General features: G+C 44.5%; 23 protein-coding genes and 1 riboswitch. Of the genes, 22 read left to right on the plus strand and 1 reads right to left on the minus strand.

Features of this window, described 5'->3' with window-relative positions:
- The first annotated feature begins 115 nt into the window (after nucleotides 1-115).
- From ACZ449_RS02245 to ACZ449_RS02255, 3 genes are all read left to right on the plus strand, one after another.
- Nucleotides 116-526 (plus strand): MarR family winged helix-turn-helix transcriptional regulator, encoded by a 411-nt coding sequence (locus tag ACZ449_RS02245; protein ID WP_464259454.1) that lies wholly within the window; start codon nucleotides 116-118, stop codon nucleotides 524-526.
- Between the two features lie 16 nt (nucleotides 527-542).
- On the plus strand, nucleotides 543-1,469 hold the full coding sequence (locus ACZ449_RS02250) for a cation diffusion facilitator family transporter (protein ID WP_464259455.1): 927 nt from the start codon (nucleotides 543-545) through the stop codon (nucleotides 1,467-1,469).
- 391 nt (nucleotides 1,470-1,860) lie between these two features.
- Nucleotides 1,861-2,415: a GNAT family N-acetyltransferase gene (locus ACZ449_RS02255; RefSeq protein WP_464259456.1), complete on the plus strand. Its 555-nt coding sequence runs from the start codon at nucleotides 1,861-1,863 to the stop codon at nucleotides 2,413-2,415.
- On the opposite strand, the gene ACZ449_RS02260 is transcribed toward ACZ449_RS02255, so the two are convergent.
- The gene (locus tag ACZ449_RS02260; protein ID WP_464259457.1) at nucleotides 2,401-3,165 is read right to left on the minus strand and encodes an SDR family NAD(P)-dependent oxidoreductase; all 765 of its coding nucleotides are present in this window, start codon (nucleotides 3,163-3,165) and stop codon (nucleotides 2,401-2,403) included. The genes ACZ449_RS02255 and ACZ449_RS02260 overlap by 15 nt on opposite strands.
- 203 nt (nucleotides 3,166-3,368) lie before the next feature.
- Between ACZ449_RS02260 and ACZ449_RS02265 the strand changes: the two genes are divergently transcribed.
- The 19 genes from ACZ449_RS02265 (at nucleotide 3,369) to ACZ449_RS02355 (ending at nucleotide 21,178) form a co-directional block, all read left to right on the plus strand.
- A complete protein-coding gene (locus tag ACZ449_RS02265; protein ID WP_464259458.1) occupies nucleotides 3,369-4,157 on the plus strand; it encodes an IclR family transcriptional regulator in 789 nt (262 codons plus the stop codon).
- A 109-nt stretch (nucleotides 4,158-4,266) separates the two neighbouring features.
- Nucleotides 4,267-4,470: a 4Fe-4S dicluster domain-containing protein gene (locus ACZ449_RS02270; RefSeq protein ID WP_464259459.1), complete on the plus strand. Its 204-nt coding sequence runs from the start codon at nucleotides 4,267-4,269 to the stop codon at nucleotides 4,468-4,470.
- Between the two features lie 17 nt (nucleotides 4,471-4,487).
- Complete coding sequence (locus ACZ449_RS02275) at nucleotides 4,488-5,555, plus strand: 3-methyl-2-oxobutanoate dehydrogenase subunit VorB (protein WP_464259460.1); 1,068 nt, start codon at nucleotides 4,488-4,490, stop codon at nucleotides 5,553-5,555.
- Nucleotides 5,556-5,557: 2 nt separating this feature from the next.
- A complete protein-coding gene (locus tag ACZ449_RS02280) occupies nucleotides 5,558-6,310 on the plus strand; it encodes a thiamine pyrophosphate-dependent enzyme (RefSeq protein ID WP_464259461.1) in 753 nt (250 codons plus the stop codon).
- Nucleotides 6,307-6,852, plus strand: coding sequence for a 2-oxoacid:acceptor oxidoreductase family protein (locus ACZ449_RS02285; RefSeq protein WP_464259462.1), 546 nt, complete (start codon nucleotides 6,307-6,309; stop codon nucleotides 6,850-6,852). Before ACZ449_RS02280 ends, ACZ449_RS02285 begins: the two co-directional genes overlap by 4 nt.
- Nucleotides 6,853-6,938: 86 nt before the next feature.
- Nucleotides 6,939-7,508, plus strand: coding sequence for a DJ-1/PfpI family protein (locus tag ACZ449_RS02290; protein ID WP_464259463.1), 570 nt, complete (start codon nucleotides 6,939-6,941; stop codon nucleotides 7,506-7,508).
- A gap of 226 nt (nucleotides 7,509-7,734) precedes the next feature.
- The gene (locus tag ACZ449_RS02295; protein WP_464259464.1) at nucleotides 7,735-9,210 is read left to right on the plus strand and encodes a class I adenylate-forming enzyme family protein; all 1,476 of its coding nucleotides are present in this window, start codon (nucleotides 7,735-7,737) and stop codon (nucleotides 9,208-9,210) included.
- Between the two features lie 136 nt (nucleotides 9,211-9,346).
- A complete protein-coding gene (locus ACZ449_RS02300) occupies nucleotides 9,347-10,174 on the plus strand; it encodes a GNAT family N-acetyltransferase (protein ID WP_464259465.1) in 828 nt (275 codons plus the stop codon).
- Between the two features lie 15 nt (nucleotides 10,175-10,189).
- Entirely contained in the window at nucleotides 10,190-10,741 is a 552-nt protein-coding gene (locus ACZ449_RS02305; protein WP_464259466.1) for a UbiX family flavin prenyltransferase, read from the plus strand.
- Nucleotides 10,742-10,842: 101 nt separating this feature from the next.
- Nucleotides 10,843-11,310, plus strand: a complete 468-nt coding sequence (locus ACZ449_RS02310) for a C40 family peptidase (RefSeq protein ID WP_464259467.1) — start codon at nucleotides 10,843-10,845, stop codon at nucleotides 11,308-11,310.
- An 18-nt stretch (nucleotides 11,311-11,328) separates the two neighbouring features.
- On the plus strand, nucleotides 11,329-11,802 hold the full coding sequence (locus tag ACZ449_RS02315) for a NanQ anomerase/TabA/YiaL family protein (protein ID WP_464259468.1): 474 nt from the start codon (nucleotides 11,329-11,331) through the stop codon (nucleotides 11,800-11,802).
- A gap of 84 nt (nucleotides 11,803-11,886) precedes the next feature.
- A riboswitch (purine riboswitch) is annotated at nucleotides 11,887-11,988 on the plus strand.
- Nucleotides 11,989-12,205: 217 nt separating this feature from the next.
- A complete protein-coding gene (locus tag ACZ449_RS02320) occupies nucleotides 12,206-13,576 on the plus strand; it encodes an NCS2 family permease (RefSeq protein WP_464259469.1) in 1,371 nt (456 codons plus the stop codon).
- A gap of 66 nt (nucleotides 13,577-13,642) precedes the next feature.
- The gene (gene purE, locus ACZ449_RS02325; protein ID WP_464259470.1) at nucleotides 13,643-14,140 is read left to right on the plus strand and encodes a 5-(carboxyamino)imidazole ribonucleotide mutase; all 498 of its coding nucleotides are present in this window, start codon (nucleotides 13,643-13,645) and stop codon (nucleotides 14,138-14,140) included.
- A gap of 55 nt (nucleotides 14,141-14,195) precedes the next feature.
- The gene (gene purC / locus ACZ449_RS02330) at nucleotides 14,196-14,900 is read left to right on the plus strand and encodes a phosphoribosylaminoimidazolesuccinocarboxamide synthase (protein WP_464259471.1); all 705 of its coding nucleotides are present in this window, start codon (nucleotides 14,196-14,198) and stop codon (nucleotides 14,898-14,900) included.
- Between the two features lie 44 nt (nucleotides 14,901-14,944).
- On the plus strand, nucleotides 14,945-16,375 hold the full coding sequence (gene purF / locus ACZ449_RS02335) for an amidophosphoribosyltransferase (RefSeq protein WP_464259472.1): 1,431 nt from the start codon (nucleotides 14,945-14,947) through the stop codon (nucleotides 16,373-16,375).
- A 20-nt stretch (nucleotides 16,376-16,395) separates the two neighbouring features.
- Nucleotides 16,396-17,448, plus strand: coding sequence for a phosphoribosylformylglycinamidine cyclo-ligase (gene purM, locus ACZ449_RS02340; protein WP_464259473.1), 1,053 nt, complete (start codon nucleotides 16,396-16,398; stop codon nucleotides 17,446-17,448).
- Nucleotides 17,449-17,460: 12 nt separating this feature from the next.
- Nucleotides 17,461-18,087 (plus strand): phosphoribosylglycinamide formyltransferase, encoded by a 627-nt coding sequence (gene purN, locus ACZ449_RS02345; protein WP_464259474.1) that lies wholly within the window; start codon nucleotides 17,461-17,463, stop codon nucleotides 18,085-18,087.
- 9 nt (nucleotides 18,088-18,096) lie between these two features.
- Complete coding sequence (gene purH, locus ACZ449_RS02350; protein ID WP_464259475.1) at nucleotides 18,097-19,638, plus strand: bifunctional phosphoribosylaminoimidazolecarboxamide formyltransferase/IMP cyclohydrolase; 1,542 nt, start codon at nucleotides 18,097-18,099, stop codon at nucleotides 19,636-19,638.
- A gap of 319 nt (nucleotides 19,639-19,957) precedes the next feature.
- The gene (locus ACZ449_RS02355) at nucleotides 19,958-21,178 is read left to right on the plus strand and encodes an IS110 family RNA-guided transposase (protein ID WP_464257256.1); all 1,221 of its coding nucleotides are present in this window, start codon (nucleotides 19,958-19,960) and stop codon (nucleotides 21,176-21,178) included.
- The last annotated feature ends 122 nt before the right edge of the window (nucleotides 21,179-21,300 follow it).

Here is a 21,300-nt window from a genome sequence, read left to right on the forward strand (position 1 = left end):
CATTTTAAAAAATAGGTGTTGCTTTTGTGCAAAAAGGTAGATTATAATATTATTAGAATTTCAAACTATATTATAATCAAATAATATGGTAATCAAACAAAGGAGGGGTAACGAGTTGGAAGACTTGACACAGGAGCTGTTCCGTTTTTTTAATGGATTTTCTTCATGGGAAAGTTCGGTTATTCGTGCGAGTGATCTGACAGTGTCAGAAGCGCATGCCATTGAAGTTCTAGGACAATATGGTCAAATGAATATGAAAAATGTGGCTATGAAACTGGGAGTAACGACAGGAACTACGACAGTGACAATTGACCGGTTGGAACGAAAGCAATATGCCAAGCGTGAGCTTAGTTCCCAGGACAGGCGAGTATATTTAATCAGCCTTACCGAAAAAGGCTTACAGGCGTATGAGGAACACCATCAATTTCATTCAGAGTTGTCCAAACAAGTTTTGGGAACACTGACTGAAGAAGAGAGTGAGCAGCTATTAAAGACGTTGCAGAAGATAAATGCCGAAATTTTTTAGTTGGGGGTTACATTTGATGAGTTTACAACATCACGGCCATGAGCATCATGACCACCAGCATTATGGAGAGCCAGGCCACAATAATAAGCGCGGATTAGGAATTGCCTTGCTTGTAACATTCGGGATAATGTTTCTGGAGTTCGTTGGTGGTTTGGTTACCAATAGTTTGGCTCTCCTTTCTGATTCAGGACATATGTTAAGTGACGTAAGCTCACTGGCACTTAGCTTGCTGGCAATTACTGTTGCCGCTAAACCACCTTCACTAAGAAAAACATTTGGCTATCAGCGGTTCGAAATTTTAGCGGCGCTGTTTAATGCCATAACCTTGTTTGTTATATCGGGGTTCATTATTGTGGAAGCGTTTCGGCGGTTTCAGCAGCCACAAGCTGTTGACAGTATTTCGATGATGGTCATTGCCTTTATTGGGATGCTGGCCAATATTATAAGCGCAGTGGCTCTGCTAAAACAGGGTGATGTTCAGGAGAATATCAATATGCGCAGTGCGTATTTGCATGTTATCGGAGACGCCTTAAGTTCGGTAGGCGCCATTGTTGCCGGAGTGCTTATGCAACTTTATTCCTGGTATTTTGTTGACCCAATTGTCAGTGTGTTGGTTGCGCTTGTCATCAGCAAAGGAGCCTGGAAAGTAGCTAAGCAGGCGTTGCATATTCTTATGGAGGGAGTACCGCCGAATATGGATGCCAGTGAGATTCAAAGCGATCTTGCTGCGATCAGCGGTGTCAGTGAGGTCCACGAGCTGCGGGTATGGAGCCTGACAAGCGGCTGTAATGCGCTGAGTTGTCACTTAGTTGCTGAGGCTGCAGCAGATGGGCAGAATATACTAATGCAGGCTACGAACGCTATGCGCGAAAAGTTTAAGATTCAGCAAGCAGCGATTCAGATTGAAACCCCAGATTACCAGTGCCTGCAAAAGCTGATATAAAGATATAAAATGGACAGCTTTGGGATACTAGTATCCTGAAGCTGTCCATTTTATATCAGAGGGGGATGAAATACCCGAATTATTAAAAAATATTATTTTCACAAAGGCAGTTGCTGCACTATTTACAAAAATCGGGTGTCATTATATAATAATCCGTGAAATAAGGGTTATGAAAACTCTTGCACACGAAACTAATACATATAATAAAAAGTTAAATAAAATGGAAATCGGTATGAAGCCGCTGAGGATGCAAAATCCTTTTGGTTTTTCATGCCTTTTTTGTTTTTATTCGGTGGCCGAAACTCTGCTGAGAATGTGAGCTTTGAGTACAATGCTGGCAGTGTGGCTGTGTTGGGTTAAGCGCTAGATGTGAAAAAAGAGAGGGATTCGCATGGAAATTAAACATAAAAATTGTACTATTCGCAAGATTACAGCAGAAGATATTGTACCCGCACTTGATTTCATCATTCCCATGTTGAAAGAGGTGTATCCCAATATACCTGATGTTGCAGTACGCTGGGATCTTGCTAACATGGAAGAAGCCTATGTGATACCTGATAACTCAGTCATGTTTGCTGCCTTTGAAGATAGCGGACAAGTTGTTGGAACGGTCGCCATCAGGCCCTATGATAACAGGGTTGAGGCGCTTCGTGGTTATTATGATGTACCAGTCACTGCCGAGGTGTCCCGTTGTTATGTGAATAACTCACTGCGTCGTCAAGGGATTGCCAGTGTATTGGTGGCTGCCATTGAAGAATATTGCCAGCAATATGGCTACCAGACGATTTGTCTTCATACCCATAGGTTTTTACCTGGTGGTTTTCCATTTTGGATAAAGCAAGGCTATATAATCCGAAAGGAGAAACCAGAAGAGCTTGAGACCGTATATATGGATAAGCTGTTAACTCAGCAATGTTCGCCTATTGTTGAATTAACAGGCAGTTAATCCGCCATCAACTGTCCATACAGCACCAGTGACAAAGGATGCAGCAGGAGAAGCTAAAAAGGAAATAACGTGGGCAACTTCTGAAGGCTGCGCAATGCGACCAAGCGGGTATAAATTTGCCATATCTGATAGAGTGCAGATGTTATTGGGAGCGGTAAGTTGGCGGTCCAGCAGCGGTGTTGCCACATCGCCCGGGCATACAGAATTGGCGCGGATGTTATAAGGGGCGCATTCTAAAGCTAATGCTTTGGTAAGAGCAATGACTGCTCCTTTGGAAGCGCAGTAGGCTGTACACAAGAGATTGCCATTGATCCCTGCATCAGAAGCGAGGTTGATGATAGAGCCTCCACCGGCTTTGCGCAGTTCAGGTAAAGCGGATTTGCACATGAAATAAACACCTTTTACATTGACATCCATAATAGTAGTATAATCTTCTTCGCTGACATCGGTGATTAAATTTTCTTGATAGACACCGGCCGAGTTTACTAAAATATCAAGTTTTCCAAAGATGCCGGTGGCTTGTTGTATTATGCTAATGCAGTCTGCAGGGCGAGAAATGTCTCCCTGCACATAGTCAATCGAATTTGAAATTGTAGCAAGGGATTGTTTGGCTACATGGCCCTTTGTAGAATCACGACCGACGATAACAACCTTTGCGCCATTAGCTAAAAAAAGGTTGGCGGTAGATAAACCAATCCCAGAGGTTCCACCGGTAATAACGGCCACTTTGTTGAGTAGGTCATACTGCATAACATTAGCTCCTATCGTAAAAGTATTGTATTGTTTATATTTTTTATTTTACGTGCTTTTCCTTCTTTTAAATAGTTTTTAAAAATACATTAAAAAATAGCCAAACAAAAAAGGAATTCAACATTATTTGTAGAATGGCATATAATAATAAAAAGAACAGCGTTCAGTACAGATGAACAAATTGAACTAGTGAGGAAACTAAAATGAGTCAAGACATAAACCGCAATAAGGAGAAAAGAAAATACTTAGTTGCCTCGGTGGATCGAGCAATCGAACTTCTTTTTATTCTTGAGAATTCACCACGGGAAATGGGTGTAACAGAGCTTAGCAGAGAACTTGGGGTGCAAAAGAGTACGGTTCACAATCTGTTACAAACCTTGCTGGCAAGAGACTTTGTCCGCCAGACCGATACTGGTCACTATACACTTGGATTTCGCCTGATGCCCTTGGGACTGGCTTGTACGCAACGCTTGAATATCAGGAGAATTGCATCTCCGTATCTGAAAGAGCTAGTGATGGAGACCGAGGAAGTTGCGCTGTTAGCCGTATTATCTGCGGGACAGTTAACTATTGTTGACAAGGCAGAACCGACACGCCCTGTTTTTCTCATACCTCGTTTTGATTATTGTAATACCTTCCATAGTACGGCGCTTGGCAAAGTATTTCTTGCCTATAGCTCTGAACAATTCGTGGAAAAAGTGTTGTCTGAGCCCTTACCTCAATACACTGCCAGGACTATCGAAGATAAGCAGAGTTTGTTAGAGGAATTGGTGAAAGTTCGGGAACAGGGCTACGCAGTAGCAAGCAACGAGACCATTGAAGGTGTTACCTGTGTGGGCGCTCCCATTATTAATGCCAATGGAAAAATCGAAGCAGCAATCACTGTTTCAGGGGCGACTGCTTGGTTTAATAAAGATAAACGTGAGTCGGTAGTTCGCATCATGCTAGAAAAGACAAAGGCAATTTCAGCGCAGTTAGGATACCGGGGTTAGGCAGCGGCCTTCTTTTATTTACCGTAACAGGTGAACGTTGTTCAGCAATAATGAACATAAGTTTACAGTGTTATATAGTTTTTACAAATATATTTAAGGAGTGATGATTATGCCAAGGCCAGTATTTACCAAAGAACGGTGTAAAGGCTGTGAATTGTGTACGGCAGCGTGTCCCAAAAAGCTGCTGGTAATGTCAACTACTTTTAATAGCAAGGGTTATAATTTTTCCACATGTCCTGATGAGTCGGAATGTGTTGGCTGTTGTCTTTGTGCCAGGGCTTGTCCAGATATAGTGATTGAGATTAATAAATAATAATGGGAGTGGTGAAAATGTCAGAAAAAGTGCTCATGAAAGGCAATGAGGCTATTGCTGAGGCTGCCATTGCTGCTGGGTGTCGTCATTACTTTGGCTACCCGATTACACCGCAAACTGAGATACCGGAATATATGTCCAAACGTATGCCCCAGGTTGGCGGTGTATTTTTGCAGGCAGAGAGTGAAGTCGCGGCTATTAATATGGTATATGGTGCTGCAGGGGCAGGGGCCAGGGTTATGACTTCTTCTTCCAGTCCGGGAATCAGTTTAAAACAAGAAGGAATTTCTTATATTGCGGGAGCTGAGCTACCCTGTCTTATTGTAAATATTATGCGCGGCGGTCCAGGACTTGGTGGTATCCAGCCATCACAAAGCGACTATTTCCAGGCTGTCAAGGGTGGTGGTCATGGCGATTATCGTAATATCGTGTTAGCTCCAAATTCAGTGCAGGAAATGGTAGATTTGACGATGCTGGGTTTTGCCTTAGCTGACCAATATCGTAATCCTGTTATGTTACTGGGCGATGGAGTTCTGGGTCAAATGATGGAACCAGTTGAGATCAAAGAAAATAGTATCAAGCCTGTGGAAAAACCGTGGGCTGCTGTGGGCAAGCATGGGCGTACTAAGCCTAATATAATTAATTCGTTATTCTTAAAAGCCAACGAGCTGGAAGACCATAATAATCATTTGCAAAAGAAATACGCGCTTATTCAAGAAAACGAGATGCGTTGGGAAGAAATTTATACTGAAGATGCGGAACTTGTACTTGTTGCTTACGGAATTACGGCGCGTATTGCGCAGTCAGCCCTTGATATAGCCAGAGAAAATGGTAAAAAGGTAGGCTTGTTACGTCCCATTTCGCTGTGGCCATTCCCTGAACCGCCGTTTGCCCGGCTAGCAAAAACAACCAAGGCTTTTTTAACGCTGGAGCTAAGCGCTGGACAAATGATTGAAGATGTACGTTTGGCTACGCACGATGCTAAGCCAGTGCATTTCTATGGTCGTACCGGTGGCATGATAATGACCCCAATGGAGGTTTACCAGGAGATTATCAAGATTTTAGATGGCAAGGAGGGCAAATAACAATGGCAGAAGTGTTATTCTCTAGACCGAAAGCGTTACTTGACGTTCCTACTCACTATTGTCCGGGCTGTCATCATGGTATTATTCATCGATTAGTGGCTGAGGTAATTGATGAATTGGGTATTCAGGAAAAAACAATTGGGATTGCGCCGGTAGGGTGTTCGGTGCTTGCGTATGATTACTTTGATGTTGATATGTTAGAAGCTGCGCATGGTCGTGCACCGGCTGTAGCTACTGGTGTCAAACGGGTGCACCCTGACGCTGCCGTATTTACCTATCAGGGTGATGGTGATTTGGCCGCGATTGGCTGTGCGGAAATCGTCCACGCAGCTGCGCGCGGCGAAAAAATAACGACTATCTTTGTAAATAATGCAATTTATGGTATGACTGGCGGCCAAATGGCACCCACTACCATGGCTGGTCAAGTAACCACTACATCGCCTTATGGACGTAAAGTGGAAACTGCGGGTATGCCTATTCGGGTATCAGAGATGTTAGCTACTTTGGACGGACCGACCTTTATTGCGCGGGTAGCAGTCAACACCCCAGCCAATATGAATAAAGCTAAGGCTGCTATCAAAAAGGCATTTGAGCTTCAACTCAGCGGCCACGGGTTTTGCTTAGTTGAAGTATTGTCAACCTGCCCAACCAATTGGGGAAAAACACCGCTTGAGGCCGTTAAATGGCTGGAAGAAAACATGGTGAAATACTATCCGTTGGGTGTTTATAAAGACGTGCAGGAGGTGGCAAAATGAGACACGAGATGATTATGTCTGGTTTTGGCGGCCAGGGTGTTTTACTCATGGGACAGATATTAGCGTATGCTGGTATGCTGGAAGAGAAGCATGTGTCATGGATTCCCTCCTATGGTCCTGAGATGCGTGGCGGAACAGCTAATTGTTCAGTTGTTATCACTGATGGGGCAACAGGTTCACCGATGGTTGAAACGCCGACAGCGGCTGTTGTCCTTAACCTGCCATCACTTGACAAGTTTGAAGCTGCCGTTCAGACAAACGGAGTTTTAATTGTCAATAGTTCATTAATTGACAAAGAAGTTAAAAGGCGGGATATTAAGGTCTATCGTGTGCCGGTAAATGAGATCGCGACTGAGCTGGGTAATGTTAAAATGGCCAACATGGTAGCACTGGGCGCGCTTATTGCCGCTACCGATGCAGTAGAAATGGAAGTGCTGTTTAATGCGTTTGCCAAAAAATTTGCTTCAAAACCTCAAGTCATTGAGGCCAACAAAGTAGCGATTAGCCGCGGTTATGATTATGTTAAAAAGAGTATAGCGTAACCAAGAAGCTGGGGTGTAATGCAGCAGGAAAAATATTACTAATATAGAATGTGTAACCTATTAGAAATATAAGGGGGTTAAGGCTAATGGCAAAGAAAATTCTTCTACTGACTGGTGACTGTGCGGAAGACTATGAGGTTAAAGTACCGCAGCAAGCATTGATGATGCTTGGCTATCAGGTTGACGTAGCCGTACCTAATAAGAGCGCCGGTGATATGGTTCAACTGGTTGTGCATGACTTTATCGGTCTGGACACTTATGTGGAATTAACTGGACACCGGATTCAAGTTGATATTGCAGCCAAAGACGCCAACGTCGCAGATTATGTTGGGCTGGTAGTTCCTGGGGGCCGTGCTCCTGAATATATCAGGATGTACGATGAAGCGCTCAAGTTAGTGCAGGATTTCTTTGCTGCTGGCAAACCAGTAGCTGCGATTTGTCATGGTACACAACTTTTAGCGCCAGCTAACGTGTTGGCAGGCAAGACCGTGACTTCCTACCCGGCTTGTGCTGCAGAGTGCCAATTGGCTGGTGCTCAATGGAGAAATGAGCCGGTTGTTGTCAGTGGGAATCTGGTGACAGCGCAAGCTTGGCCCAATCATCCAGCTTGGTTAAAAGCCTTTGTTGATCTCCTAGGCGCGAAGATCAGTATCTGAATTAGCTTTTATTGTATAAATGAGATTGCCCGCAGTTGGCTGCAATGGCTAGAAAAAAGTTTTTCTTTCTAGAATTGCGGCCAAAGTGAAGCAATCTCTTTTTAGTGCATGCTGTTGTTAAATAATTGAAAGCAGGCCATACTAATATAGACAAATTTTCCAGTGAGGGATATAATTATACAGTTATAGCTATTTTTCAGCACTACGAAAGGAAGGGGTGCAGTTATTGTTTGTTCATGATCTTATACTTAAAGGGAAAATAGATAGCCCCGCTTTTGCCGGTAAAGACAAGGTGTCTTATGGTGAACTGCAAGAGGAAGTAAGGAAATATCGCAATTATTTTTATACATCAGGTATTCGGGCAGGCGAAAATGTAGGGTTGTTTTCCAAAAATTCAGTTGAGTTCGTCTACTGTTATATGGCTATTGTCAGCCTGGGGGCTGTCGTTATCCCTATTAATTTTCAATTAACTGTCAGAGAAATTGCTTTTATTGTTAAAGACGCTATGATGAGCCACCTCATTACCATGGAGGGCTTAATGATAGATCCTGTGCTTAGCCAACACGGCTATACACAGAAAGTTACCCAACTTGTTATTCCTGACCTTAAATTAGTACTAAAACAAGAAATGTTTTCGGCAGCCCCGGCGCTAGCAGCCGATTTTGACGAAAATCAACCTTGTGTTATTATATATACTTCAGGTACTACCGGCAGCCCTAAAGGGGCTGTGTTAACCCACAAGAATCTTGTCAGTGATGCAGCGGCTTTTGGGGAAATGCTGCCGCTGACTGCTACAGATAATGTATTATGTGTGCTGCCAATGTATCACTGCTTTTCCTGGACGTGCGCGGTGCTTGTTTCTCTGCTGTGCGGGGCGTCAATTACAATATTGGAAGCTTTTGCGCCAAAAGAGACCATCGCGGCTATTAAAGACTACAAAGTAACGGTTGTCTATGCAGTGCCTCCTATGTATAATGTGCTTGCTCGTGTAGGTCAGAGTCAAGACTTGGCCGGTGTTAAATACTTTATATCAGGCGGAGCGTCTTTGCCTGAAAAGGTAGCTCAGCAGTTTGCCGATAAATATGGTCAGAAAATTATTGAAGGATATGGTCTTTCTGAAGCTTCGCCGGTAGTTGCCCTTAACCCTGCGGCAAAGCCGAAATACTGTTCGATTGGCAAAGCTCTCCCTGGCCTCGAGGTGCGGGTGGCCGATCCCAGTGGGCAAACCTTGCCGCCAGGCATGGTTGGCGAGCTTGTGGTGCGTGGGCCGATTGTCATGAAGGAATACTTTAATCTGCCTGCTGATACGGCCAATGCTCTTAAAGACGGCTGGCTGTATACTGGCGATTTGGCCTATCAGGATTCAGAGGGATATTTTTTCATTGTCGATCGCCTGAAGGATTTGATTATCTCCAATGGGGAGAATATCTATCCACGAGAGATTGAAGAACTACTTTATGCTTATCCCAGCATTATTGAAGCCAGTGTTATTGGGATTGATGACGAACTACGCGGTCAGGTTGCGCGTGCGTACATCGTTTTAGCCGAGGGGCAGAGTTTTAACAAAAAGGCTGTACGAGAATATCTTCAAGCCAATATTGCTGCCTATAAAATCCCCCGTGATTTTCATGTTGTGGAGGCTTTGCCTAAAAATCCGACAGGTAAAATATTGAAACGGGTATTACGCGAACAAGTGGGATAATGAAGAAGCCAAGTCCTTGGAGTAAAGAGGGCTTGGCTTCTTCATAGAAATAAGGACAAAACTTGAAAGAATAACTAGTTGCATATATAGTAGTACACATAAGGTTGTATGAGTGTTGTTGTGGAAGGCGAGAGTTATGATTCGGTTATTAACAAGTGGTGACATTCCTGAGGTCACTGCTTATGTAGAACGAAACTATATGGAAACGACGGTGCTCAGTAGCAATCTTGCCAGATGTGGTATTGAGAATGATTGGCTAAACCGCCGTTCTGGCGATTATTACGGGTACTTTTCTGCAGGCAGATTAGCCGGGATACTAGCCTTCTTTAACTTGGGGAGTGTTGTGCCACATTTTGAAATTGCGGCGGCTATTGGCAGCTTTGTCGAAATCATGCGTCAACGTAGGTTTGAAGTAGTGGTTGGGATGAAGCGGATAATAAAGCCGTTATGCCTGGCACTGGAGCCATATAAAAAAGTGTTTGCCTGTGAGGATAGTTATTATTTGGTGAATCATAATATAAAGCCTTATTCCCTAGCTGGTGGACACCAAATTACTGCGGTGGAAGCTGTGGACCGAGAACTAGTGCTTACATTTATTGTTGAAGCCTACCGCCAGGGCTTTAAACGCCGGTTTAACCGGGAATTGGCGACCAAGCTCATTGAAGACCGTGGTGCGGAAGAAGCTTTGATTTTTTTGCTTGTAAACCAAGCGCCTGTGGCTCAGGCGATTATTCAGGTAGTTACTGGACGGATTAATCAGATCGGTGGTGTTTATACCAGTGAGCATAGTCGGGGTAAGGGGTATTGTAAGGTCCTGGTTGCCGAATTGTGCCAGCAGATTTATGCTGCTGGTAAGCTTCCCACGTTACTGGTGCGCAAAGATAATAGTCCGGCGGTGAGAGCGTATCAAGCTGTTGGGTTTTCGTATTATGATGAATATGTAATCGTAAAATTCGCAATGTAATTGGGAGGTATGTTTATGCGCATCGCTGTGGGGGTCACCGGCGCAAGTGGCGCCATCTACGGTTATACTCTAATTAAAGCTCTGTATGATTTGGGTATCGAAGTTCACGCCGTTTATACCGATATGGGCCGTAAGGTACTAGAATATGAATGTGACTACAGTATCGAAGGTATCCAAAAATATGCTACGGTTTATGATAATACAGATCTATTTGCACCGCTGGCTAGCGGCTCCTTCAAGATGAATGGTATGGTGGTAGTGCCTTGTTCGATGCATACCTTAGGCGCTTTGGCTGGTGCTAGTGGGCGGGATTTGCTTACAAGGGCGGCCGATGTTACGCTTAAAGAAGGCAGAAAACTTGTGGTAGTGCCACGGGAGACGCCAATGACGACCATTCATTTAGAGAACATGCTCAAACTGGCGCGTGCTGGCGTGGTTGTTATGCCGGCAGCCCCGGGATTTTATCATAAGCCGACAACGGTAGCAGATATAGTAACATGTATGGCAGGCAAGATACTGGATAGTTTGGATATAGAACATAATTTATTCAAGCGTTGGGGAAGTTAGCAAGCGCTAGTGTGATAGTCAAAAAAAATAGAGGAATTGCCCTAATTTTGCCGAAGAATAGTGACAAGTAAAAAAATAATTGAATCAGGGGTGAAGCTTGTATGCGGCTGTCTAAAAAGCTTGTGGCCGTTTGCCTGGTGGTTCTTATACTTGTTTTGGTTAATACTTCGGTATTTGCTGCTCCGGCTAAGCAAACAGCGGGAAAGACAGATAATATTATTAAAACAGCGGAAAAGTATCTTAAAACACCGTACCGGTTTGGCGGTGAATCTCCCAAAGGGTTTGACTGCTCAGGCTTCGTTAAATTTGTATATGATAAAAATGGTAAAAAACTGCCGCGCTCAGCTGATGTTCAATATATGCAGGGGAAAAAAGTTGAGCAAAACAAGCTTAAACCAGGTGATTTGGTGTTTTTTACAACATATGCTCCCGGAGCTTCGCATGTAGGCATTTATTATGGCAGTGGTAAATTTATTCATACTTCTTCCAGCCGGGGTGTAATGATTAGCCGACTGGACGAAACATACTGGAAGCCGCGTTATCTCGGCGCCAGGCGAATCATTAATTAATTTATTGGAGGGGTACTTATGATTTTTGGACACATTTCAACGTTGACAAAGGATGCGCCACACCTTCACAAAACTCTTGTCAAAGGGCTTGAGTATCTTGCGAAAACAGATTTGACGGCCTTGCCTAAAGGCAAGTATGAAATTGAAGGCAAAGATATCTATGTAGCTATTAATGAATATGAAACTCAGCCACGGGAAATACGCAGAGCAGAAGCTCATGTCGATTATTTGGATATCCAATATATTATTTCCGGACAGGAAATGGTTACATACAGCTTGTTATCTAACGATAACGAGGTTTTAACTGATGAGCTTGCAGCTAAAGATGCTATATTTTATAAAACAGTACAACAAGAGACTGATTTGGTGATGACTGAGGGCATGTATGCTATATTTTTTCCTTGGGATGTACACCGGCCCAACTGTATACTGAATGCGCCTGCTAACGTTAAAAAAGCGGTTGTAAAAATTAAAATGTCGCTGTTAAAATAATTCCAACTAATCCCGAACAATAACTTAAAATAAGTAATTAAAGTTCGATTTTTTATTGACAGATTTTGCCCACTACTGGTACAATACAAATAAATACATGATGCTCGTATATATTTGAGGATATGGCTCAAAAGTTTCTACCAGGCGACCGTAAATCGCCCGACTACGAGTGAAAGTGTGCCTAGGGTTCCGCGCAACACAATGTGGTGTGGGCTGTGACCAAGTGGCACAGGTGTTACTGGATAACACTACACCGATGGGATAAAAACCCTGGCGGGGAAGTTTCGCTCTATTACGTTCATGCGAAATTTCCCTGTCAGGGTTTTTTGGCGTTTTTCGAATAGGTGAAGGTGCTAACGGTGACACTGTAAGAGGGGTATTTTATAAGGGGGGGGAAGAGAAAATGTTGGAAAAATTGTTTGAGCTTAGGTCTCGCAAAACAAATGTGAGAACTGAAGTGGTCGCAGGTATTACAACCTTTATGACCATGGCGTACATTTTATTTGTCAACCCAAGCATTCTAGGATCAGCAGGCATGGACAAGAATGCCGTATTATTGGCTACTTCTATTGGTGCTGGCGTCGTATCAATTATGATGGGACTGTTTGTTAACTATCCGATTGCTTTGGCTCCGGGCATGGGGCTTAACGCTTTTTATGCGTTTACTGTTGTTATCGGTATGGGGGTTACTTGGCAGGTGGCCTTGGGTGCGGTATTTATTTCTGGTCTTATTTTTATTCTGCTTACTGTGACCCAAGTTCGTCAATTATTGGTTGAGGGTATGCCTACATCGCTAAAACATGCGATTACAGTCGGTATTGGCTTGTTTATTACCATTATTGGATTGAAGCTTTCCGGCATCATGAGTATCCGGTTATCCTTGATTCCGCCTACTTTGGAGAAAATTGTTGCTGCTAAAGGCAATGGTACACCGCTTAGTTTTGAAACCATTATTGAGATGGGGCAATTCACTCATCCTGAAGTACTGCTGTCCGTATTTGGCCTGATAGTTATTGGTGTACTGATGGCACGGCAAATCAAGGGTTCTATCTTAATAGGAATTTTTACTACCACAATTGTTGGTATTATGATGGGAATTGTTAAGATTCCTGCTAGCTTTAGCCCGATAGCAATGCCTAATTTTAGCCAGAATGCTTTTTTTGCTTTGGATATTCAGGGTGCTCTAGATATGGGCCTAATGGCCATTATCTTTACATTTACCTTTGTGGAACTGTTTGATACTATGGGTACGCTTGTTGGCACTGCATCCAAAGCTGGTCTTATGGACAAAAAAGGCAAATTTCCTGGTATCGGTAAGGCCATGCTAGTAGATGCCACTGGTGTAAGTCTTGGTGCATTGTTAGGTACTAGTACCATCACTTCCTATGTGGAAAGTGCTGCCGGTGTTGGTGCCGGTGGGCGTACCGGCTTAACTGCCGTAGTATGCGGGGTACTCTTTTTGTTATCGTTGTTCTTTGCGCCGCTCGCCGGCCTGATCCCTACTGCTGCTACTGCGCCAGCGCTTATCATTGTTGGTGCTCTCATGCTCGAATCAGTCCGACATATTGATTTTAACGATTTTACAGAGTGTCTGCCGGCTTTTTTAACCATTGTTCTGATGCCGTTCACTTATAGCATCGCCAATGGTATTTCTGCTGGCCTTGTGATGTATCCGTTGTTAAAATTAGTTACTGGTAGAGGTCGCGAAGTGCATTGGATTGTATACATATTAGCGGTTCTTGTTGTCTTCCGGTTTGTATTCCTGGCTGAATAACGGGGAAGCAAAACATTCATTGGTAAATTAATCCATAAGTACTTTATGTAGTGAAAGGATGAGAATATGAAAGTAGCAATTATTATGGGCAGTGATTCGGATTGGCCGGTACTTGAACCGGCTGTCAGCCAGCTAACCGAATTTGGTATTGAAACAGAAATAGTAGTAGCATCAGCTCATCGCACACCAGATAAGGTGCATCAATTTGTAGCTGGTGCCAGGAAACGCGGGGTCCAGGTTATCATTGCTGCCGCTGGAGCTGCTGCTCACCTTCCTGGAGTAATCGCCAGTTTTACCACGTTACCGGTTATTGGTATTCCGGTAAATGCTACGCCGCTTGCCGGTATGGATGCGTTACTCAGCATTGTTCAAATGCCTGCAGGCATCCCTGTAGCTACCATGGCTATTAATGGAGCAAAAAATGCAGCGTTGTTTGCCGCGCAGATATTGGCGGTACATAACGCAGAGCTTGCCGGTAAACTAATAGCTCACCGGCAGACTATGGCTGAAGAAGTTGAGAAAAAAGATGCACGGTTGGCTCAAAAGCTGGCTGCTTCCAAGTAATTACTTAATAAGCGATCACTAAAATAATATTTAAATTTTTGAGGAGGCTAACCCCATGACTAAACAACCTATGTATGAAGGAAAAGCTAAACAAGTATTTGCAACTGAGAATCCTGATGAACTATTGGTATATTTCAAAGACGATGCTACTGCATTTAATGGTGAAAAGAAGGGTACGATTGGTAACAAGGGCGTGTTCAACAATAAGATTTCGACTTTTTTCTTCAATCTGTTAAGCGAAAAAGGCATTCCACATCATTTTATCAAAATGCTTAGTGACCGGGAAATGCTTGTCAAGAAACTGGCTATTTTGCCAGTAGAAGTTGTTGTCCGTAATATCGCTGCCGGCAGCCTGGCAAAACGCATTGGCTGGGAGGAAGGTCGCAAATTGCCCAGCACGGTTGTCGAACTTTACTACAAAGATGATGCACTAGGCGATCCATTGATTAATAATTACCATATCAAGGCACTCGGTCTGGCAACTCCTGAGCAAGTGGAAATCATCGAAAAATATGCACTGCAAATCAATGAAATTTTATCTGCTTTCCTGAAAGATAAAAAAATAGAATTGATTGACTTTAAACTTGAATTTGGTGTGCATAAAGGGGAAGTAATCTTAGGGGATGAAATCTCACCAGATACTTGCCGTTTTTGGGACAGTGAGACTAGTCAGAAGCTTGATAAAGATCGTTTCCGCCGCGATTTAGGCAATGTGGAGGAAGCTTATCAAGAGGTATTGCACCGACTGACCGGAAAGTAAAACCAGCTTGCTAGTAAATTGGTAAACGGTAAAGGAGAAATTAAGTGCTTTACGATATACAGAGCGATAAATGGCGGGAAGAGTGCGGCGTCTTTGGCATTTTTACACGTCACGAGAATGTGGCATTAAATACATATTGGGGCTTGTATGCGTTGCAGCATCGGGGCCAGGAAAGCGCCGGTATTGCTGTTACCGACGGTACTATTATGGATGTGCAGCGCGGCATGGGATTAGTCAATGAAGTGTTTCGTCATTCTCTGCCTGACATGCCAGCCCATATTGCTATCGGCCATGTCCGGTATTCAACAACCGGGTCAAGCCTTTTGCGCAATACCCAACCGTTATTGGTTAACTATTCCGGGGGACAGCTTAGTCTGGCCCATAACGGCAATCTGACCAATGCTCATGAAATGAGAATCGAACTGGAGAAAAAAGGGCATGTGTTCCAAACTTCGATTGACAGTGAAGTTATTGTTAATTTAATTGCCCGCTCTACCAAGTCGACGATTGAAGAACGGGTGATTGACAGCTTGACTGATGTCCAAGGGGCGTACAGTCTTGTTATCATGACCGAAAAAAAGCTTATTGGCGTACGTGACCCGCATGGTTTCCGTCCGCTCTGTCTGGGACGACTGGGCGATGGCTGGGTACTATCTTCTGAGTCTTGCGGACTTGATACTGTTGGCGCTGAATTTGTGCGCGATATTGAACCAGGTGAGATAGTAAGTATTGATGATAAGGGTGTAGAATCCAGGCGATTTGCTGAGACTGACCGGCGTTCAGCTTGTGTGTTTGAATATATCTACTTTGCTCGTCCGGACAGTGTCATTGATGGTCAGAGTGTGTACCAAGCTCGGCTCAGTATGGGACGTACCTTGGCAAGAGAGAGTGGTTTTAAGGCTGATATTGTTATTTCCGTACCGGATTCAGGTACAACGGCGGCGCTTGGCTACAGCCAGGAATCAGGGATACCTTTTGCCGAAGGTCTTATGAAAAATCGGTATATCGGTCGTACCTTTATTCAGCCTGAGCAGAAAAACCGAGATATGGGTGTACGGATTAAACTCAATGCTGTTACATCAGTCGTGAAGGGTAAATCTGTTGTCATGGTAGATGACTCTATTGTACGCGGTACGACCAGCGGCAAAATTGTCCGAATGCTAAAAGAAGCAGGCGCTACGGCTGTCCATATGTGCATAAGCTCGCCGCCGATTGGTTTTCCCTGTTACTATGGAATTGATACATCAGCACGAAAAGAACTGATTGCCGCATCCAAGCAGGTTGAGGAAATCAGAGAGTATATTGGCGCTGATTCTCTGCATTATTTATCACTGGAAGGCTTGTATGCTTCCATTGGCAACATTTCGTCCAAAACATTATGTACTGCGTGCTTTAACTGTGACTATCCGGCAGAAACCCCTTGTGAAGGGGACTGCGCCAACAATAAATTCTTGTTTGAGCCCAAAAATAAATAAATTTAGCAGGAGGTCGAAGAATGGCCGACAACCAAAAATCAAATCCCAAACTAACCTACCGTGATGCCGGTGTAGACATTGATGCTGGTAATAAAGCAGTTGAATTGATGAAACACCATGTTCGCGCTACCTATCGTCCCGAAGTACTTGGTGATATCGGCGGCTTTGGCGGTCTGTTTGCATTAAACTCTGGTAAATACCGTCAACCGGTATTGGTAAGCGGGACCGACGGTGTAGGGACCAAACTAAAAGTTGCCTTTATGGCTGACAAGCATGACACAATTGGGCAAGATGGCGTAGCTATGTGTGTTAATGATATCTTGGTGCAAGGAGCTGAGCCGCTGTTTTTCCTGGATTATCTGGCTGTTGGTAAACTGGAACCCGAAAAGGTTGCCACGATTGTCAGCGGCGTGGCCATGGCTTGCCGCGAATCAGGTTGTGCGCTCATTGGCGGTGAGACGGCTGAAATGGCGGGCTTTTATCCTGACGGTGAGTATGATATGGCGGGGTTTGCCGTAGGTGTTGTCGATCGGGATAAAATCATAACAGGTGAAAAAATCAAGCCAGGCGATGTGCTGATTGGATTGCCGTCAAGCGGTATCCACTCTAATGGTTATTCGCTGGTGCGCAAGATTTGCTTTGATGTAAAACAGTTTAGTGTTGATACCTATATCCCGGAATTAGGTCGCAACCTGGGAGAAGAACTGTTAGAACCCACCCGACTGTATCCTAAATCCTGTTTGCCTCTGATTGAAAAATTTGAGCTTCATGGTATGGTACACATCACTGGCGGCGGATTTTATGATAATATACCGCGGGTATTGCCGGAAGATTGTGGCGTGGCAGTAGACACAGCGGCCTGGCCTAAGCCGCCGATTTTTGCGCTGCTCAAGGAATGGGGCGGGGTAGCCGACGCTGAAATGTACCGGACCTTTAACATGGGCATTGGGATGATTTTGCTTGTTGCCGCTGAAGATGCCGCAGCAATTCAGGCCGATATGGCGTCTAGGGGCGAAAAGTCCTATATAATCGGCAAGGTTACAGCCGGGAAACATCTGGTTGAACTTAAGTAGGGGGACTGCTTCATGAACAAAACGGTAATCGGTGTACTGGCATCAGGACGGGGCAGTAATCTGCAGGCTATTGTGGATGCCATTGAGGCCGGCCGGCTTGATGCCAAGATTGGTGCAGTTATTAGTGATAACCCTGAGGCCAATGTCTTAAAGCGCATGGCCACCTCTGATATTCCAACAATTTGTATCGACAGGCGCCAGTTTGCCAGACGCCAGGAATTTGAGGCTGCGGTTGCGGAAGAATTGAACATGCGCCATGTAGAACTTGTTGTGCTGGCTGGCTTTATGCGTATTTTGTCATCCTATTTTATTGACCGTTTTGCCGGAAAAATCATGAATATCCACCCAGCTTTGCTGCCAGCTTTTCCGGGGGAGGATGCCCAGCAGCAGGCCGTCGACTACGGTGCGAAGGTTTCGGGCTGTACGGTCCACTTTGTAGATGAGGGTATGGATACCGGCCCCATTATATTACAGGAAGCTGTGCCTGTGTTAGAAGATGATACAGTTGAAATCCTGTCAGAACGAATTTTACATGCTGAACATATTCTTTACCCCCGTGCCTTGGCCTTATATTGCGACGGACGGCTGAGCGTAGAAGGACGGCGTGTACAGATAAGCGAAGCGAGTAGTGATAAGTGAGGGAGATAGATGAAAATTAAACGAGCGCTGCTAAGCGTATCAGATAAAACCGGTATTGTTGAGTTTGCTAAAGCGTTACACAATTTCGGCGTGGAACTGGTTTCGACTGGTGGAACCATGAAAGTCATCAAAGAAGCTGGTATACCAGTAACCTATGTCAGTGAGATTACTGGTTTTCCTGAAATTATGGACGGCAGGGTAAAAACCCTTAACCCTTATATTCATGGCGGCATATTGGCCATTCGAGACAACCCGGCTCATCAGGCGGCCATGACTGAACACAACATCACAGGCATTGACTTGGTGGCCGTTAATTTATATCCGTTCCGGCAAACAGTAGCTAAACCGGATGTTACGCTTAATGATGCGGTGGAGAATATCGATATTGGCGGTCCGGCCATGATTCGGGCGGCAGCCAAAAACTTTCAGTATGTAACTGTTGTTGTTAACCCGGCGCGTTATGGAGAAATTATTGCTCAGCTGACGGCTGGTGGTGAGGTTGAATTTAAGAACCGCATGGCACTAGCGCAGGAAGCCTACAGTCATACTGCCGCTTATGATGCCTATATTTCACGGTATTTGAGCGGGCAGCTTGGTCATGGACTTTTCCCGGAGACAACGCACCTGGTTTATGAAAAGGCTCAGGACCTGCGTTATGGAGAAAACCCGCATCAGTCGGCAGCCTTTTATCGTGAGCAATATTATGCTGGCCCTGGCGTAGCCAATGCCAAGCAACTTAATGGCAAGGAACTGTCTTTTAATAATATTGTTGATGTGGAAGCTGCGTATGCATTGGCGGCTGAGTTTAAAGAGCCGGCTGCTGCCATTATCAAGCATACCAATCCTTGTGGCACAGGTATTGGCGCTACGTTAGCTGAAGCCTATAACAAAGCGTACCAGGCTGATCCACTATCTGCTTATGGCGGCATTATTGCCCTTAATAGAGAAGTAGATAAAGAGACGGCACAACTCATTAGTGAGCTTTTTGCTGAAGCTGTTATTGCACCGGCATTTAGTTCGGAAGCACTTGCTGTCTTGACGCAAAAGAAAAATGTCCGCCTACTGGCAGCGGCTCTCCCCGAGCCAGATAGTACCCGGCTGGATGTAAAATCAGTTGCCGGCGGCGTACTCTTACAACAGGCTGATATGACCACCGCACCGCAAGCTGCTATGAAAGTAATTACCAAACGTCAGCCGACAGCTGTCGAGTGGGAACAGCTATTATTTGCGTGGAAGGTTGTTAAACACGTTAAATCCAATGCTATTGTTATCGCCAATGATAATAAGACACTTGGTGTTGGAGCAGGGCAAATGAACCGCGTAGGTGCAGCTGGCATTGCGCTAACGCAGGCTGGCGGACAGGCTAAAGGGGCAGTATTGGCATCAGATGCCTTCTTCCCATTTGCCGACACCGTCAAGGCCGCTATCGAAGCCGGTATTACAGCTATTATCCAGCCAGGCGGTTCTGTTCATGATGAAGATTCAATCAAAGCAGCAGATGAGCAGGGGATTGCCATGGTATTTACCGGTATGAGGCATTTTAAACATTAAGAAACTAGGATAAGAAAAACGCTACGCGTCCTTTGTCTTACGTTGAGTCAATGGAATACAAGGAGAGGGGTTTTACTTTTGGCATTGCCCCAAAATCAGATGCAACGCGCGCTGTAGCATCACCATAAACGAAAACAATGTCGTATAATTAAAGTGTGGCATAAGGTCGATACTTTTTGAGCTAAGAACTCGACCCCAAAATTGATATGACTTCCTGCTTGAACCACATATTGTCCAGCTCATTCGGGCGAAAGGACGTGTAGTAAAATAATAACTTACAGGAAGTCGCGCCATATTTTATCTACAAGGGGATGATATTGTGAACATAACTTATGAGCGTTGTTGTGGGATTGATGTACACAAAAAGATGATAGTTGCCTGTCTAATCTGTGGTGGAAAGCAGGAACTTCGTCAGTTTGGTACAACGACAAAAGAACTGCGGGATTTATCAGCCTGGCTAGTCGAAGCTAGATGTCAAATGATTGCCATGGAAAGTACCTCTTCCTACTGGAAGCCATTGTACAACATCTTTGAACTGTCCGGCTTGGATGCCATGGTAGTCAACGCCCAGCACATGAAATCTTTGCCTGGTCGTAAGACCGACGTCAAAGATGCAGAATGGATTGCGGATCTTCTCCGACATGGGTTACTAAAAGCAAGCTATATTCCAGACCGTGAACAACGGGAACTGCGGGAAATCTCTCGCTACCGCAAGAGCTTGATTGATGAGAGAAGCCGTGAGCTGAACCGATTGCAGAAAATGCTAGAGGGAGCCAATGTGAAACTATCTAGCGTAGTAAGTGCTATCAACGGCAAGAGTTCCCGGCGACTTTTGGAAAGCATTGTCCAGGACAAAAAGCTGGATGAAGACGAAATTCTAAGGCTACTTCATCCCAGCATGCACGGTAAACTCAATGAAATCATGGCTTCTGTTGACGGAGTTATCTCGCCTTTGCAACGCAGATTGCTGCGCAATGTCCTGGATCATATTGATGATATGACAAAGCGTATCGAAGATATGGACAAACTCATCAAAGACTACCTAGATAAATATGAAGCTGCCATCACAGCCATAGATGAAATTCCGGGTGTTGGGAGAATCAGTGCAGAAACCATCTTAGCGGAAATCGGGCTTACTATGAATCGGTTTCCCACAGATGGCCATATTAGCTCTTGGGCCGGTGTGGCTCCAGGTAACCATGAGAGTGCAGGAAAACGAAAGAGTGGAAAAACCACTCATGGAAACAAAACATTAAAAGCCATCTTAATTCAATGTGCTAAGGCTGCGCAAAAAGTGAAGGGAAGCTTCTTTTCAGCCCAATATCAACGGATTGCAGCACGAAGAGGAAGCAATAGAGCCGCCGTAGCTGTCGCCCATTCCATACTGATAGCGATCTACCACATACTAAAAACAGGCGTTCCTTATCGAGAGTTAGGTTCCGAGTATTACAATCGATTTAACCGGGAGAAGAAAATACAATCATATTTGAAGAAATTAACGGCTTTGGGTTGGGAGCTCCCCACCACAGCTACGACCTAATTGCCTACATACTATAAATTTTTTGGCCTTAGACTCTAAGGCTTGTATTTGTGCGCCCTTTTTTTCTGGCACATAGGAGATGTTTTCATAGTAAAGTAACAAAAGGTCTAGGCCCCAAGCCT

It is taken from the genome of Desulfosporomusa polytropa, assembly GCF_055380075.1.